We start from the raw sequence: 16,311 nt of genomic DNA, 5'->3' as shown, positions 1-16,311 counted from the left end.
GCGAGCGCAGTCACCATTGAACGGACAATCGCCCATGGATTCCCCAACCTCGCCGAAACGCGGATCGCCTCCCAGCGCCAGCCCGCCGCCCTCTCGCGGGCGCATCTTCGAATCCGTTCTGGACACCGTGGGCGCCACACCGCTGATCCGCCTTTCGCGCCTTGCCGAGGCGCGGCGCTGTCCGGCCGACATCCTCGGTAAGTGCGAGTTCTTCAACCCGCTCAGTTCCGTCAAGGATCGCATTGGTGTAGCCATGATCGAGGCCCTCGAGGCCAGCGGAAAGATCGGTCCGGACACCACGATCATCGAGCCCACCAGCGGCAACACCGGCATTGCGCTCGCCTTCGCCTGCGCCGCCAAGGGCTATCGCCTGATCCTGACCATGCCGGAGACCAGCTCCACCGAACGGCGCAAGATGTTGAAGCTGCTGGGCGCCAGACTTGAGCTGACCGACGGGTCGCTGGGCATGCGCGGCGCGCTGGACCGGGCCGATGCCTTGCTGGAGGAGATCGGCGATGCGGTCATACCGCAGCAGTTCGACAACCCCGCCAACCCCGAAATCCACATGAAGACCACCGCCGATGAAATCTGGACGGACAGTGGCGGCCGGGTGGACATCCTGGTCAGCAGCGTCGGCACCGGCGGCACGCTGACCGGCGTCGGCCGTGTGCTGCGCCAGCACAATCCGGACCTGCACATCGTCGCCGTGGAACCCGAGGACAGCGCCGTGCTGTCCGGCGGCATGCCGGGCCCGCACCGGATCGAGGGCATCGGCGCCGGCTTCGTTCCCCGCAACCTGGACACCAGCCTGATCGACGAGGTTCTGAAGATCGGCAATGACACGGCCTTCCGCACCGCCCGCGAAACCGCGGCCGTCGAGGGCCTGCCGGTGGGCATCTCCTCGGGGGCCGCGCTGGCCGCCGCCCTGGAGGTGGGCGAGCGCCGGGAGAATTCCGGCAAGTCCATGGTGGTCATCCTGCCCTCAATGGCCGAACGCTACCTCTCCACCCAGCTGTTCGAGGGACTCTAGACGCCCGGCCAAAGGACCCGCGATGGACTTCACCGACGCCCAGATCGACCGCTACGCCCGTCATCTCGTCCTCGACGAGATCGGCGAACAGGGGCAGGAGGCGCTGGCGGGCGCCCGGGTTCTGGTCATCGGCGCCGGCGGCCTGGGCTCGCCGCTGCTGCTCTATCTGGCTGCGGCCGGCGTGGGCACGCTGGGCGTCATCGACGACGACCGCGTCGACCTGGCCAACCTGCAGCGCCAGGTGATTCACGGCACCGACGACATCGGCCGGGCCAAGACCGAGAGCGCGGCGGCGCGACTGCGACAGCTCAATCCCGAGATCGTCGTGCAGCCCCACGAGGACCGGCTGACGGCGGCGAATGCCCTGGACATCATCGGTCAGTACGACCTGGTCGCCGACGGCAGCGACACCTTCGCCACGCGCTATCTGGTGAACGACGCCTGCCATCTGGCCGGCCGCAGCCTGGTTTCGGCCTCGATCATGCGCTTCGACGGCCAGCTGTCCACCTTCCGCAGCCACCTGGGCCATGGCGCGGACGGGCGGCAGAATCCCTGTTATCGCTGTCTCTATGGGGACCAGCCCGAGGCCGGCCGCGATTCCTGTGCCGATGTCGGGGTTCTGGCCATGCTGCCGGGCGTGATGGGCAGCCTGCAGGCCACCGAGGTGGTGAAGGAACTGCTGGACCTGGGCGAGAGCATGGCCGGGCGCCTGCTGCTCTACGATGCCCTGGCCATGCGCTTCCAGACCATAACCCTGCCGGCCGATCCCGACTGCCCGCTCTGCGGCCGCACGCCGCGCATCCACGCACTGGAGACGGCCGTCTACGACACGGCCGCCGCCTGCAGCCCCGCCTCCGAGGGGGGGCAGGGCTGACAGGCAACGTGCATCGGCCTCAGAAACTGAAGATGAAGACCAGGATCACGCCGATGGGCGCGATGAAGCGGGCCACGATGTTCCACACCGTGGCTGTCGTGCCGCTGAGGCCCAGTTCGCTCTCCACGCTCTTCCGGTCCAGCTGCCAGGCGACGAAGAGCACCGCCCCCAGGCCGGTCAGCGGCAACAGGATCTTGGCCGTCACCGTGTCCAGCAGGTTGAAGATGTTGAGCCCGAAGAGCACCGGGACGTCCCAGACATTGAAGGACAGCAGGGCGGCGATGCCCAGGCCCCAGATCGCGAATGCGGCCACCACGGTGGCCGGCACCCGGCTCAGCGGCGTGCGCTCCTCCAGCATCTCCACCACCGGCTCCAGCAGGGAAATCGCCGAGGTCAGCGCGGCGAAGGTCAGCAGCAGGAAGAAGATCAGCCCCAGGATCCAGCCGGCGGCCATGCCGCCGAAGGCGATCGGCAGGGTGACGAAGATCAGCCCCGGCCCTTCGCTGGGGTCCAGTCCGTTGGCGAAGACGATGGGGAAGATCGCCAGGCCGGCCAGGATGGCGATCGCTGTATCGAAGATGATGACCGTGCGCGCGGCACCGAGCAGCTTCACGTCCTGACCGAGATAGGAGCCATAGGCAATCATGATGCCCATGCCCAGCGAGAGGGTGAAGAAGGCCTGTCCCATGGCCGCCAGGATCACATCGCCGGTGAACGCGCTCATGTCGGGCGCGAACATGAAGGCCAGGGCTTCGCCGAAATGCCCGCCGAAGATGCCGTAGATCACCAGGATGACCAGCAGCACCACCAGCGCCGGCATCAGAACCCGCACGGCTCGTTCAAGGCCCCTGTTCACGCCAAAGGCCACGATGCCCAACACCAGGGCCATGAAGATCGAATGCCACAGCAGCAACAGGCCCGGACTGCCCAGGAAGTCGCCGAACAGACCCTCGATGGTCGCGGCATCCTGGCCGCTGAACTCCCCGGTCAGCGAGGACAGCGTATAGGACAGCGACCAGCCGCCGATGACGCTGTAGAAGGACAGGATCAGGAAGGCGCCGAGCACGCCGCTGATTCCAACGACCATCCAGCCCTGGCTGCGTCCGCTCTCGCGCGCCAGCTTGCTCAGGCTGTTGACCGGGTTGCTCTGGCCGCGCCGACCGATCAGCCATTCCGAGACCAGGATCGGCACCCCGATCAGAGCGATGCAGATCAGGTAGACCAGCACGAAGGCCGCGCCGCCGCTGTCGCCCGTCAGATAGGGAAACCGCCAGATGTTGCCCAGCCCCACGGCAGAGCCCGTGGCGGCCAGGATGAAGGTCATCCGCGATGACCACTGCGCATGAAACGACTTTGCCATCACTTCCCCCTGACCTCTGTCGATCCCGCCCGGCTGTTGCCAGCCCCGGAAGCAAACAGTCTTTGAAAAGCTTGAAAGATTCTAGCATAAGGCACCAAGAAATGAAACGATGTGGCCGGCTACCAGGAGGGTCCTATTTTTGCCTCACCATGTCATTTGATGGGCTTGGCGACGGAATCCGCGTGCTTTTCTTGCCCGTCAAACCGGTTATTCCTAGACTTGATTGCAGTTCCGGAAGAAAACGGTAGCGCAGTTTGTGACACGGCCGTACAGGGGTGCAGACCGTAATGTTCGTCCTGCAAAAACAGGGCCCGAAGCCCGGCGCCGACCCGGATGCGCGGAATGAGTGATGCTTTCGGCCTCCCCTTTCTGGCGGCCCTGCTGCTTGCGCTGATCATTGGTGGCCTGCTGTGGCGGACCTGGCGTCGCCTGCACGATCAGCACGAGGCGCATCGGCGCGAAGTCGAGGAGCTGCGCCGCGGCCGTGATGCCATGGAGCGTCGTGTCGGCAACCTGAACGAACTGCTGAGTGCAACGGAAAGCGAGCGCACTGCCGCGCGGACCGGCCAGCGGGCCCTGCGCGGCCTTCTGGACAGTCTGCCCCTGCCTGTCTGGCAGCGCGGCGACGACCTGACCCTGACCTACTGCAATCGGGCCTACCTGCTGGCCGTCGAACAGAGTTTCGAACAAGTCCTGCGCGACGGCACCGAACTGGTCGAGGATCAGGACCGCGCCGAATCGCGCCAGCTGGCCCGCCAGGCCCTGAATAGCGAGCAGGCGGAATCACGCCGCTTCCACATCGTGGTGGGGGGCGAGCGGCGCCTGATGGAGATCACGGAAACGCCCCTGCCCGACGGCAGCCTGCTTGGCCTCGCCCGGGACATCACCGAGCTGGAAGCGCTCAACACCGATTTCCAGCGTTACGTGGAGGCCCAGAGCGTCCTGCTGGAACACCTGGGCGTCGGCATCGCGATCTACGGATCCGACATGCACCTGGCCTTCTACAACACGGCCTATGCACGCATCTGGCGGCTCGACGATTCCTTCCTGTCGGGCAAGCCGCATCTCTTCGACCTGCTGGAATGGCTGCGCGAGCACCGCCGCCTGCCGGAACAGGCCGACTTCTCGGCCTACAAGCGCCAGCTGCTGCGCCAGTACCAGACCCTGCTGGAGCCCGCCGAGGAGCTCATCCACCTGCCCGACGGCACCACGCTCAGGGTCACCATGACGCCGCACCCCTCCAGCGGCATCATCCTGACCTACGAGGACGTGACCGACCGCCTGCAGCTCGAGCGCACCTACAACACCCTGCTGGACGTCCAGCGCGAAACCCTGGACAACCTGCACGAGGGCGTCGCCGTCTTCGGGGCCGACGGACGCCTGCGCCTCTACAATCCCGCCTTCGCCGAGATCTGGAATCTCTCCCTGGACTGGCTGGGCGAAGAGCCGCACGTGCGCGACGTCATCCAGGCCTGGCGCAACTATTTCGACCTGCACGAGGAGGGCTGGGAGACCTACCTGGAGCACATGGTCGCGCGCGCCACCGAGCCGGAAACCGACCACGGCCAGCTGGAACGCGCCGACGGCTCCATCGTGGAGTGGTCCCAGGTGCCGCTGCCCGACGGCGACAGCCTCTTCACCTATGTGGACATCACCGATTCCACGCGGGTGGAGCGCGCTCTGCGCGAACGCAACGAGGCGCTGGAAACCGCGGACCGCCTGAAGTCGGAGTTCATCGCCAACATCTCCTACGAGCTGCGCACGCCGCTCAACGCCACCATCGGCTTCGCCGAGATCCTGCAGAACTGCTACTTCGGGCCCCTGAACGAGCGCCAGCAGGAGTACGCCCAGGCCATCGTCGAATCCTCCGAACGACTGATCGCGCTCATCAACGACATCCTGGACCTGGCCTCCATCGAGGCCGGCTACCTGCAGCTCGACCGGGCACCGGTCAGCCTGGCGGGCCTGCTGGAATCGGTGCAGGGGCTCTGGCACGAACGGGCGCACCTGCGCGAACTCTCCCTCGAGGTCAGCTGTAGCGAGGACCTGGAAACGCTGCATTGCGACGAGCGACGCCTGCGGCAGGCCCTGTTCAACCTGCTGTCCAACGCCTTCCGCTTCACGCCGGACGGCGGCGCGATCCGGCTGTCCGGCGAACGCACGGACGATGAGGTGCTGCTGAAGGTCAGCGACAACGGCATCGGCATTCCCCACGAGGAGCAGTCGCGCATCTTCGGGCGCTTCGAACGCGGCCGCCTGTCCCACACCCGGCGCCAGCGCACTGGCGCCGGCCTCGGCCTGTCGCTGGTCAAGAGCCTGATCGAGCTGCACGGCGGCTGGATCGAGCTGTCCTCGGAAGTGGACAAGGGCACCACGGTCACCTGCCACCTGCCGATCTCGCCGCCCCAGGGCGACGCCCTGCCGGCCGGCAACGGAGAAGGCTGGGCACTGCCCGGCAGCGGATCCGCGGAAACCACGGCCAGCCGCCTCCTGCAGCGCTTCTCTCCGCCACCCGGCGAAGGCGGGGGATCTGCCTGAAGCTGCGCGTGAAATGCACGGACTCGGGGTGTGCGCCTTAGGCCCGTCCCGGCACGCCCTTGGTGGTGGAATACTCCCAGTGCAGCTCTTCGCCGGGATGGACGCGCGGATAGATGGCATGGGCCGCGGTCGCCGCCTCCGAGAAGCCCGTCAGGATCAGCTTCAGCTTGTTGCGATAGCTGGCGATGTCGCCGATGGCGTGGATGCCGGGCAGGTTGGTCTCGCAGGTGAAGGGATCCACGGTCAGCGTCTGCCGGTCCAGGTCCAGGCCCCAGTCGCGAATCGGGCCCAGATCCATGGACAGACCGAAGAAGGGCAGCAGGCGGTCGGCCTCCAGGGCCTTCTCGCCACCGTCGAAATCGCGCACGACAACGGCCTCCAGCTCGCCGTCGCGGCCCTCCAGCCGGTGCAGCTGATAGGGAATCACCAGTTCCACCTGCCCGGCGCCGGCCAGGGCCTGCAGCTTGGCGACGCTGTCCGGCGCCCCACGGAACTTGGGCCGGCGGTGGACTACGTAGACCTTGCGCGCGATCTCGGCCAGCAGGATCGACCAGTCCAGGGCCGAATCCCCGCCGCCTGCGATCACCACGGACCTGTCGCGGAAGTCCTCGGGTTTCGTCACGTAATAGAAGACCGATTTGCCCTCGTAGGCCTGGATGTTTTCCAGCGGCGGCCGGTTCGGCCCGAAGGCCCCCACACCCGCCGCCATGATGATGGCCTTGGCCTCCACCACCGTGTCGCGCGTAGTGGTCAGCCGCCACCACTCGCCGACCCGCTCCAGCTTCTCCACGCGCTGGTCCATGTGATAGACCGGCTCGAAGGGCGCCGCCTGCTCCAGCAGCTGCTCGATCAGCTCGCCGGCACCCACACGCGGATAGCCGGGAATGTCATAGATCGGCTTCTCGGGATAGAGCGCCGCGCACTGGCCCCCAGGCACTTCCAGGGTATCGATGACATGACAGTGCATCTTCAGCATGCCGCATTCGAAGACGGCAAACAGGCCGACGGGACCGGCCCCGACAATGGCCACGTCCGTGCGCACAGGTGCTTCTGGCATTGAATACCCCGAACATGAAAACGGTTGGCGATGGAGCGCGGCTAAAATGGCCGCAGCACCCCGGACTTGCAAGAGCCTCGGGCCCGCCCTGAACCAGTCGGGCGTTGCTGTGGAGACAGAGCCTTGTATAAAGGGCGAACGTAGCGAACAGGGTTCAAGAGCAACCTCTCCGGAAGAGCGCGTGACAGAGAGCGTTTCGAGACAACTGCCCAGCGAGAGCGCGACGGCCGAGATGGCAAGCGAGCTGGCCCCCCTGGCGCGCACCGGCGACGTGATCCTGCTCTCGGGCGACCTGGGCGCCGGCAAGAGCGTCTTCGCCCGCGCCTTCATCAACGCCCTGCCGGGTCCACAGGAAGAGGTGCCCAGCCCCACCTTCACCCTGGTCCAGACCTATCAGCGCGGCGCGCAGGAGGTCTGGCACTTCGACCTCTATCGCCTGGAAAGCCCGGAGGAGGCCTGGGAGCTCGGCTTCGAGGAGGCCCTGGCCGACGGCATCTCGCTGATCGAGTGGCCGGAACGTCTGGGTGGCGAGCTTCCCTCCTCGCGACTCGAAATCGAAATCCGCTACAAAACCCCGCAGGACAGCCGCGAGGCCCGCCTGACGCCCGTCGGGACTTGGTGCGGACGCCTCGCCGAACAGCGTGGACAGGACAGGGCATGAAGCAAGGGGTCAACTCGACGGAAGAGCAGCGCCAGGCGACGGCCCACGCGTTCCTGCGAGACTGCGGCTGGGGCGGAGCCGAACTCGGCCTGCTGGCGGCCGATGCCTCTTTCCGGCGCTATTTCCGCGTCCATCAGGATGGCAAACAGGCGGTCCTCATGGATGCGCCGCCCCAGAAGGAGAATGCGGCGGCCTATCTGCATGTCGCCACACAGCTGGCGACCCTGGGCCTCAGTGCGCCGCGCATTCTGGCACAGGACCTCCAGCAGGGCTTCCTCCTGCTGGAGGATTTCGGGGACCGGACCTTCACGCGCGCCCTGGCCGAAGGCGCGGACGAGCAGGCACTCTACGATCTTGCGGTGGACACCCTGATCGCCATGCACACGCGCTGGCAAGGTGCGGGCGAGGCGCACGGGCTGGCCTCCTACGATACGGACAGGCTGCTGGAAGAGGCTGCCCTGTTCGTGGACTGGTACCTTCCTGCGGTGGGCCATCCTCTTTCCACTGCGGCGCGGGCGGACTATCTCGCCATCTGGCGGACCCTCCTGGATCCCGTGGTGAACCAGGTCTCGCTGCCCTCCGTCCTGGTCCTGCGCGACTATCACGTGGACAACCTGATGATCCTGCCGCAGCGCGACGGCGTTGCCGCCTGCGGGCTGCTGGACTTCCAGGACGCGCTGCTCGGCGCACCGGCCTACGACCTGGTCTCGCTGCTGCGCGATGCCCGCCGCGACGTGCCGGCCGGACTGCAGGCGCGAGAGCTGGAGCGCTACCTGGCCGCTTTCCCCGACTGGTCCCCCGAAGCCTTCCAGCGCGCCTATTGGACTCTCGGCGCCCAGCGCAACGCCAAGATCATCGGCATCTTCACCCGCCTGGCGCGACGCGACGGCAAGCCCCGTTACCTGGACCACATTCCCCGTCTCTGGCGCCTGTTCGGGGAGGAGCTGGCACGTCCCGAACTAGCCCCCCTGCGCGACTGGCTCGAGCGTCACGTTCCGCCCCCGGCCCGGCGCCGCCCCGACAGCAATCCCGTTTCCACCGGAGCGTCCACATGATCCAGAGCCCCCCGACCCGTGCCATGGTCCTTGCCGCCGGATACGGCAAACGCATGCAGCCGTTGACCAACGAGCGTCCCAAGCCCCTGATCGAGGTCCACGGTCGCCCCATGATCGACCGGGTCCTGGATCGCCTGGCCGATTCCACTGTCGAGGAGGCGGTGGTCAACCTGCACTACAAGGGCGACATGCTGCGCCGGCACCTGTCCGGACGCAGCAAGCCGAAGATCCGCTTTTCCGAGGAGGAGGAGCTGCTGGACACCGGCGGCGGCATCGCCAACGCGCTGCCGCTGCTGGGCGAGGAGGCCTTCTTCGTCGCCAACAGTGACGTGGTCTGGCTGGACGGCCTGCGCCCGGCCCTGCAGCGCTTGGCCTCCGTGTGGAACGACGAGAAAATGGATGCCCTCCTGCTGCTCCATTGCTCGGCCATGGCTTTCGGCTACGAGGGTCAGGGGGATTTCGCCCTGGCGCCGGACGGCCAGGTTCGCCGGCGCAACGAGCGCGAGGTGGCGCCCTTCGTCTTTACCGGCCTGCAGATCCTGCACCCCCGCCTCTTCGAGGGGGTCCAGAAAGGCCCCTTCTCGCTGAACCGGCTCTGGGACCGCGCCATGGAGAGCCAGCGTCTCTACGGCCTGCGCCACGACGGCCTGTGGTTCCACGTGGGTACGCCGGAGCTGCTGCAGGAGACCGAGCAGGAGCTGTCATACGAGCTCGGCGCACCCCGCCCGGATCCCGTCGTCTAGATCATGCCCGTCAGCACCGCCCGCATCTCGACCATTCCCCCGGAGGTGTCCTTCGTCGACGCACTCGCGGACGGCCTGCTGCAGCGCTTTGCCGAGCCCATGGAGCTGTCCGGGGCAACCCTGCTGCTCCCCACCCGGCGCGCGGTGCGCAGCCTGCAGGAGGCCTTCCTGCGGCGTTCCGGCGGCCGCTCCCTGCTGCTGCCCCGCATGATGCCGCTGGGCGACCTGGACCCCGAGGAGATCCTGCTGAGCGAGGAGGACGGCCTCTCGGACGCGAAGGCCTTCGACCTGCCGCCAGCTCTGCCCGGCCTGAGTCGGCAGCTGATGCTGGCCCGGCTGGTGCAGGCCTGGCGCCGGCAGCGCACTCCTGAGGGGGCCGCTCTGGGCGGATCCTCCCAGGACGTGGCGGCCGTGGAGCTGGCCGCCGAACTGGCGCGCTTCTTCGACCAGGTTCAGACCGAGGGCCTGGACTTCGCCGGCCTGGACAGGCTGGTCGAGGGCGACCTGGCCGCGCACTGGGAAGAGACCCTGGACTTCCTGCGCCTGGTCACCGAGCATTGGCCGCAGATCGAGGCAGCCGAAGGCTGCATCGGCCCGGCCGAGCGCCGACGGCGCCTGCACGAGCAGCGGATCGCCCTGTGGCGGAAACGTCCGCCGGAGACACCCGTGATCGCCGCCGGCTCTACCGGCTCGATCCCCTCGACCGCGGACCTGCTGGCCGCGATCGCGGAACTGCCGCGCGGCGAGATCGTCCTGCCCGGCCTCGACCGGGACTGCAGCGACGAGGTCTGGTCCTGGATCGGCCAGGATCCCGCTCATCCCCAGTACGGCCTGGCCCGCCTGCTGGAGCGCCTGGAAATCCCGCGCAGCGCGGTGGGCGTCTGGCCGGCCGGCGAGGTGGCGAGCGACGCCAGCCAGCGCCGGCGTCTCGTGGCCCAGGCTCTCTTGCCCGCGCAAACCACACAGCTCTGGCAGCCAGATGCCCCGAGGGAAAGCACGCCTGACGCAAGCGGGTTGCGCGCCTGCCTGAACGCCGTGAAGCGCCTGTCCTGCCGCAGTCCGGGCGAAGAGGCGCTGGCCATCGCGCTGTTGCTGCGCCAGGCCCTGGAGACGCCGGAGAAGACGGCCGCCCTGGTCACGCCGGACCGCGACCTGGCCCGCCGCGTGGCCGCCGAACTGCGGCGCTGGAACATCGACATCGACGATTCGGCGGGCCAGCCGCTGGCCCTCACGCCGCCCGGCCAGTTCCTGCGCCTGACCGCGGCCATGCTCGAGGAGGACTGCGCCCCGCTGCCGCTGCTGGCAGCCCTCAAGCATCCGCTCGCCCGCGGCGGGCAGCCGCCCGGCCGGTTCCGGGAAATCCTGCGCCGGCTGGAGCGCGCCGTGCTGCGCGGGCCGCGGCCAGCACCGGGCTTCGAGGGACTGCATGCGGCGCTGCGTCAGAGCGGACTGGACGAGGCCGAACGCGCCGCCCTGGAGGAATGGCTGAACGACCTGGCCGCCGCCTTCCGGCCCTGCGGCGAGCTGCGTCGGAACGGCGGCAGTCTGAGCGAGCTGCTGGAAGCTCATCTGGGCTTTGCCGAATACCTGGCCGGCACCGACGAGGAGGCCGGTGCCGCCGCACTGTGGGCCGGTGAAGCCGGGGAGGCCGCGGCCGACTTCGTTGCGGAACTGCGCGAGGCTGCCGGGCGCAGCCCCGAGGTGGGCCCGGGTGACTACCCGGCCCTGCTGGACAGCCTGATGAGCGGTCGTGTGGTCCGCCCACGCCATGGCCGGCACCCGCGCCTGGCCATCCTGGGCCCGCTGGAAGCGCGCCTGTTGCATCGCGACCTCTTGATCCTGGGCGGCCTCAACGAGGGCACCTGGCCGGCGGAGAGCGAACCCGGCCCCTGGCTCAGCCGCCCAATGCGCCGTGACTTCGGCCTGCCCCCGCTGGAACGCCGCATCGGCCTGTCCGCCCACGACTTCGCCCAGGCCTTCTGCGCCCCCGAGGTGGTGCTGTCGCGCTCCACCCGTGTGGAAGGCTCGCCCACGGTTCCTTCGCGCTGGCTGTTGCGCCTGGAAGCCTGCCTGGAAAGCCATGGCGACGCCGAGGCCATCGAGGATATTTCGCCGCGCCTGCAGCGCTGGACGGAAGAGATCGACCGACCGGCAGAGGTCCGCGCCTGCGCCGCGCCGGCGCCGCGGCCGCCACTGGAGGCGCGCCCCAAGCGCCTGTCCGTCACGCGCGTCGAGACCTGGCTGCGCGACCCCTACGCCCTCTACGCCCGGGAAATCCTGGGCCTGAGGCCGCTGGATCCCCTGGATGCCGACCCCTCGCTGGCCGAACGGGGCACCCTGATCCACCGCATCCTGGAACGCTTCGTATGCAAGTGGCCGCGCGAGCTGCCGGCGGACCCCGCCGCCGAGCTGCTGGCCATCGGCGAGGAGGAATTCGCCGACCTGCGCGCCTGGCCGGGCCTCTACGCCTTCTGGATGCCACGCTTCCGCCGGATCGCCCAGTGGGTCGGCGCGGCCGAGGCCCGGCGCCGGGCCGAGCTCGGCGACGGCCGGATCCTGGCGGAAGTCCAGGGTCGGCTGGAGCTGCCGGGCGGGTTCCAACTGACCGCCAAGGCGGACCGCATCGAATGCCGTGCGACGCGCGGGTTGGCCCTGCTGGACTACAAGACCGGCACCCTGCCCTCGAAGAAGGCGGTCCACTCCGGACTGGCCCCGCAGCTGCCCCTGGAGGCCGCCATCGCCCGGGCCGGTGGCTTCGAGGAGGTGCCGGCGGACTCCGTCGAAGCGCTTGTTTTCTGGCGCCTCAGCGGTGACGAGGCGGCCGGCACGGAAGCCGACATCGCGCCGCCGAAAGAGGAAAGCCTGGACGACCTGGCGCGACAGGCCCTGGAGGGCCTCGAGCGGCTGGTGCGCGCCTTCGAGGATCCGGAGACGGCCTATCATGCGCGGCCGCGGCCGGCCTATGCCCTGGCCTACAACGACTACAGCCACCTCGCCCGGCTGAAGGAATGGGCCGCGACCAGTACGGGGGACGCATGAGCGCGAGCGAACACATGAGTGCCGCCGAACAGGACCGCAGGCAGCGCGAGCGCGGCGCCTCCGATCGCCAGCGCCGCGCCGCCGACCCGCGCACATCGGCCTGGGTCACCGCCTCGGCCGGAACCGGCAAGACCAAGGTCCTGACCGACCGCGTGCTGAACCTGCTGCTGGACGGCACGCCGCCCAACAAGATCGTCTGCCTGACCTTCACCAAGGCGGCCGCCGCGGAGATGCGCATCCGCCTCGCACGGACACTGAAGGAATGGGCGACGGCCCTGCCGGACAAGCTGGACACGGCGCTGGCCGAGTTGGGCCACGCGGACCCGGCGCCGGAGGTCCGGCTGCGCGCCCGCCAGCTCTTCGCGGCGGTGCTGGATGCCCCCGGGGGCATCAAGATCCAGACCATCCACGGCTTCTGCCAGGCCTTGCTGGGGCGCTTCCCGCTGGAAGCCGGCATCGCCCCGCATTTCCGCCTGGTCGAGGAACGCGGCCAGCAGGACCTGCTGACCGCGGCCCGTGAAGCGGTCCTGGCGTCCCTGGGCCAGGCCGGCGAGGAGCGCCTGGATGCCGCCATCGACCGGATCACGGCGCTGGTCGGCGAGGACGACTTCCAGCGCCTGCTGGACGGCCTGATCCACGAACGCGACCGCCTGGCGCGCCTGCTGCGCGAGCTGGGGTCCGAGGAAAAGCTGCTGCAGGCCGTTTTCCGAGCCCTGGACGTGGCGGGGCAGGCCTCGTCCCAGGAGCTGCTGGAGGATGCCTGCCGGGACGTGTCCTTTGACGCGGACGACCTGCGTCGCGCCGCCGAAGCCCTCATGCAGGGCGGCAAGAGCGATCGCAGTCGCGGCGAAATCCTGGCCGGATGGCTGGCGCAAAGTGCCGAGTACCGGGCCCGCGATTGGGAAACGTACCTTGGCGTCTTCTTCACGACGACGGGCAGCCGGCGCAGCAAGCAGGCCCACAAGGAGACGCTCGCCATGCTGCCTGAAGCCGGCGACATCCTCGAGCGCGAAGCCGCCCGCCTGGAGCACCTTCAGGACCGAGTCCGGGCCCTGCGCATCGCCGAGGCCACCTCGGCCCTGCTGCAGCTCGGCCTGCGCATCCTGCAGAGCTACGAGCGGGAGAAGGCCTTGCGCGGACTGATGGATTACGAGGACCTGATCCTCAAGAGCCGCGACCTCCTGGCCCGGCCGGGCATCTCGCCCTGGGTGCTCTACAAGCTGGACGGCGGCATCGACCATGTCCTGGTGGACGAGGCCCAGGACACCAACCCGGAGCAATGGGAGATCGTGCGCCTGATCACCACCGACTTCTTCGCCGGGGAAAGCGGCCACGAGACGGCCCAGGGGCTGGATGCGCGGACCGTGTTCGCCGTGGGCGACGCCAAGCAGTCCATCTACAGCTTCCAGCGGGCCGAACCGGCGGCCTTTGCCCGCATGCAGAGCCACTTCGGCGAACGTGCGCGGGCCGCACGCAAGAACTGGGCCTCGGTGGACCTCATGCACTCCTTCCGCTCCTGCCAGGCCGTGCTCGACCTGGTGGATGCGGTCTTCGAGCGGGAGAACATGCAGGCCGGCGTCACTTTCGGCCGCGGCTGGCTGACCCATGACGCCGTACGCGTTGGCCAGCCCGGGCGCGTGGAACTCTGGCCGCCAGCCAGCCCCCAGGACGAGGACAGCGAATCTCCCTGGAACCTGCCGCTAGCGCGCCAGGAAGACGACCAGCCGCGCGCCCGCCTGGCCGCTCTGCTGGCGCGCCGGATCCACGGCTGGACGGCCCCCGGCGACCAGGCGCAACCGGGCGACGAGGCCTGGCTGGACTCCCACGGCCGGCCGGTGCGGCCCGGCGACATCCTGGTCCTGGTGCGCCGGCGCAATGCCTTCGTGACCGAGCTGGTGCGCGAGCTGAAGGCACGCGACGTGCCCGTGGCCGGTGTCGACCGCATGGTCCTGACCGACCAGATGGCGGTGATGGACCTGATGGCGCTTGGCCGCTTCCTGCTGCTGCCCGAAGACGACCTGACCCTGGCCGTGGTCCTGCGCAGTCCCCTGGTCGGCCTCAGCGAGGAGCAGCTGTTCGGGCTGGCCTGGAATCGTCGCCGCGGAAGCACGCTCTGGCACCGGCTGCGCACCGCCGCGGAGGACGATCCCGAGCTGGCGCAGGCCAGCGAGTTCCTGCGCCATCTGCTGGCCGAGGCCGATTACCGACCCCCGTACGAGTTCTATGCCGACCTGCTGGCGCGCGGCGCCCGCCGGCGCCTTCTGGCCCGCCTCGGGCCGGATGCCGCCGATCCTCTCGAGGAATTCCTCTCGCTTGCGCTGGCATACGAGAGCGAACACACCCCGTCGCTGCAGGGATTCCTGCATTGGCTGGAGACAGGCGAACGCGAGGTGAAGCGCGACCTGGAGAGCGATGGCGGCGCCGTGCGCATCATGACGGTACACGGGGCCAAGGGTCTGCAAGCCCCGATCGTGATCCTGCCGGACACCATGCAGGTCAGCAACAATACGCCGCGCCTGCTGTGGCTGGACCAGCAGGGCACCAGCCTGCCGGTCTGGCTGCCGCGCAGCGGCATGGCAGAGGAGCGCTGCCGCACGGCCCTGGAGGCCGAAGCGCAACGCCAGGACGAGGAGTATCGGCGCCTGCTCTACGTGGCACTGACGCGGGCGGAAGACCGGCTCTACATCTGCGGTTGGGAAACCCGCAGGACAACGCCCGAAACCTGCTGGTACAGGCTCGTCGAGCCCGCCATGGAAGCGGCCGGCGCCACGCCGGTCGAATTCGACTTCAGCGACGAGATCCCGAATGGCTGGAGCGGTCCCGGCTGGCGCCTGGACACGGCGGCCACCGCCCAGCCGGACAAGCGGGACGATGCGCCCCCGCAGGCCGGGCGCGACACGCCCTTGCCGGACTGGCTGCTGCGCGATCCGCCGGCCGAGGCCGACCCGCCGCGGCCGCTCGCCCCCTCCCGCCCGAGCTTGGACGACCCACCGGCCCGCTCGCCCCTGCAGGGCTCTCCGGCCCATGTCTTCCGCCATGGCCGGCTGGTCCACAGCCTTCTGGAACACCTGCCCGACCTGCCGGCCGGGGACCGTCGGTCGGCGGGGATGCGCTTCCTGGGCCAGAGCGCCTTCGCACTGGACGAGGCGGAGCGCAGCGAAATTCTCGATGAGACCCTTGCCGTCCTCGAAGACCCGGCCTTCGCCGGGTTCTTCGGACCTGACAGCCGCGCCGAGGTCCCGATCACGGGACTTGTCCATTCCAGTGCGCAGGCCCAAGTGATCAGCGGCCAGATCGACCGGCTGGCCGTGTTGGACGACGAGGTATTGGTGCTGGATTACAAGACCAATCGACCGCCGCCGCGAACGCTCGACGAAGTTCCAGCGGTCTACCTGCGGCAGATGGCCGCCTATCGCCATGTGCTGTCGGACGTCTACCCCGGCCGGACCATCAGGTGTGCCCTGCTCTGGACCAACGGGCCGCGCCTCATGGAGCTGGACGCAGATCTGCTATCCCGCCATGCGCCTTGACGCCTTTGGGCACAGGCGCCAATACTTCAGCCAAATCAGCCGGGCGAATCCCGGGTCACCAGTAAACGAGGTACACCCATGACTACCACACAGGTCACGGACAGCAGTTTCGACGAGGATGTCCTGAAGGCGGACCGCCCGGTTGTCGTCGATTTCTGGGCCGAATGGTGCGGCCCCTGCAAGATGATCTCTCCCGCACTGGAGGAGATTTCCCAGGCCCTGGACGGCAAGATCACGGTCGCCAAGGTGAACATCGACGAGAATCCCGCAACACCGGCCAAGTACGGCGTGCGCGGCATTCCCACCCTGATGCTGTTCAAGGACGGGGCCGTCAGTGCCACCAAGGTGGGCGCCCTGCCCAAGAACCAGCTCCAGGCCTGGATCGAGGAACACATCTAGGCCCTGTCTGCGCCCCTCATGCCGG

11 protein-coding genes are annotated in these 16,311 nt (G+C 68.6%); 9 read left to right on the top strand and 2 right to left on the bottom strand.

The features are described 5' to 3' along the window. Nucleotides 1–34 precede the first annotated feature (34 nt). Both cysK and ACFOW6_RS13210 read left to right on the top strand, forming a co-directional pair. Nucleotides 35–1,030, top strand: a complete 996-nt coding sequence (gene cysK, locus ACFOW6_RS13215; protein WP_382422855.1) for a cysteine synthase A — start codon at nucleotides 35–37, stop codon at nucleotides 1,028–1,030. 22 nt (nucleotides 1,031–1,052) lie between these two features. After that, nucleotides 1,053–1,904, top strand: coding sequence for a HesA/MoeB/ThiF family protein (locus ACFOW6_RS13210; protein WP_382422854.1), 852 nt, complete (start codon nucleotides 1,053–1,055; stop codon nucleotides 1,902–1,904). A 19-nt stretch (nucleotides 1,905–1,923) separates the two neighbouring features. Here ACFOW6_RS13210 and ACFOW6_RS13205 read toward each other — a convergent pair whose 3' ends face one another. Beyond that, complete coding sequence (locus tag ACFOW6_RS13205; protein WP_382422853.1) at nucleotides 1,924–3,264, bottom strand: sodium-dependent transporter; 1,341 nt, start codon at nucleotides 3,262–3,264, stop codon at nucleotides 1,924–1,926. A gap of 342 nt (nucleotides 3,265–3,606) precedes the next feature. Between ACFOW6_RS13205 and ACFOW6_RS13200 the strand changes: the two genes are divergently transcribed. Further along, the gene (locus ACFOW6_RS13200; protein WP_382422852.1) at nucleotides 3,607–5,802 is read left to right on the top strand and encodes a sensor histidine kinase; all 2,196 of its coding nucleotides are present in this window, start codon (nucleotides 3,607–3,609) and stop codon (nucleotides 5,800–5,802) included. Between the two features lie 37 nt (nucleotides 5,803–5,839). Here the strand turns inward: ACFOW6_RS13200 and ACFOW6_RS13195 are convergent, their stop codons facing one another. Beyond that, nucleotides 5,840–6,859: an NAD(P)/FAD-dependent oxidoreductase gene (locus tag ACFOW6_RS13195; RefSeq protein WP_382422851.1), complete on the bottom strand. Its 1,020-nt coding sequence runs from the start codon at nucleotides 6,857–6,859 to the stop codon at nucleotides 5,840–5,842. A gap of 181 nt (nucleotides 6,860–7,040) precedes the next feature. Here ACFOW6_RS13195 and tsaE point away from each other — a divergent pair, with 181 nt between their 5' ends. The 6 genes from tsaE (at nucleotide 7,041) to trxA (ending at nucleotide 16,286) form a co-directional block, all read left to right on the top strand. Continuing rightward, nucleotides 7,041–7,520 carry a tRNA (adenosine(37)-N6)-threonylcarbamoyltransferase complex ATPase subunit type 1 TsaE gene (gene tsaE / locus ACFOW6_RS13190; protein WP_382422850.1) on the top strand — a complete coding sequence of 160 codons (480 nt, stop codon included), beginning with the start codon at nucleotides 7,041–7,043 and terminating at the stop codon, nucleotides 7,518–7,520. Beyond that, the gene (locus ACFOW6_RS13185) at nucleotides 7,517–8,575 is read left to right on the top strand and encodes an aminoglycoside phosphotransferase family protein (RefSeq protein WP_382422849.1); all 1,059 of its coding nucleotides are present in this window, start codon (nucleotides 7,517–7,519) and stop codon (nucleotides 8,573–8,575) included. Before tsaE ends, ACFOW6_RS13185 begins: the two co-directional genes overlap by 4 nt. Continuing rightward, nucleotides 8,572–9,318 (top strand): nucleotidyltransferase family protein, encoded by a 747-nt coding sequence (locus ACFOW6_RS13180; protein WP_382422848.1) that lies wholly within the window; start codon nucleotides 8,572–8,574, stop codon nucleotides 9,316–9,318. Before ACFOW6_RS13185 ends, ACFOW6_RS13180 begins: the two co-directional genes overlap by 4 nt. Nucleotides 9,319–9,321: 3 nt before the next feature. After that, the gene (addB, locus tag ACFOW6_RS13175; RefSeq protein ID WP_382422847.1) at nucleotides 9,322–12,357 is read left to right on the top strand and encodes a double-strand break repair protein AddB; all 3,036 of its coding nucleotides are present in this window, start codon (nucleotides 9,322–9,324) and stop codon (nucleotides 12,355–12,357) included. After that, nucleotides 12,354–15,887: a double-strand break repair helicase AddA gene (addA, locus tag ACFOW6_RS13170; protein WP_382422846.1), complete on the top strand. Its 3,534-nt coding sequence runs from the start codon at nucleotides 12,354–12,356 to the stop codon at nucleotides 15,885–15,887. The genes addB and addA overlap by 4 nt, the downstream gene beginning before the upstream one ends. Before the next feature lie 78 nt (nucleotides 15,888–15,965). Further along, on the top strand, nucleotides 15,966–16,286 hold the full coding sequence (gene trxA / locus ACFOW6_RS13165) for a thioredoxin TrxA (RefSeq protein WP_382422845.1): 321 nt from the start codon (nucleotides 15,966–15,968) through the stop codon (nucleotides 16,284–16,286). The last annotated feature ends 25 nt before the right edge of the window (nucleotides 16,287–16,311 follow it).

This window comes from Fodinicurvata halophila (genome assembly GCF_042651425.1).
Taxonomy (GTDB): Bacteria; Pseudomonadota; Alphaproteobacteria; order Kiloniellales; family DSM-21159; genus Fodinicurvata; species Fodinicurvata halophila.
This window is presented reverse-complemented; position numbering and strand designations above follow the sequence as displayed.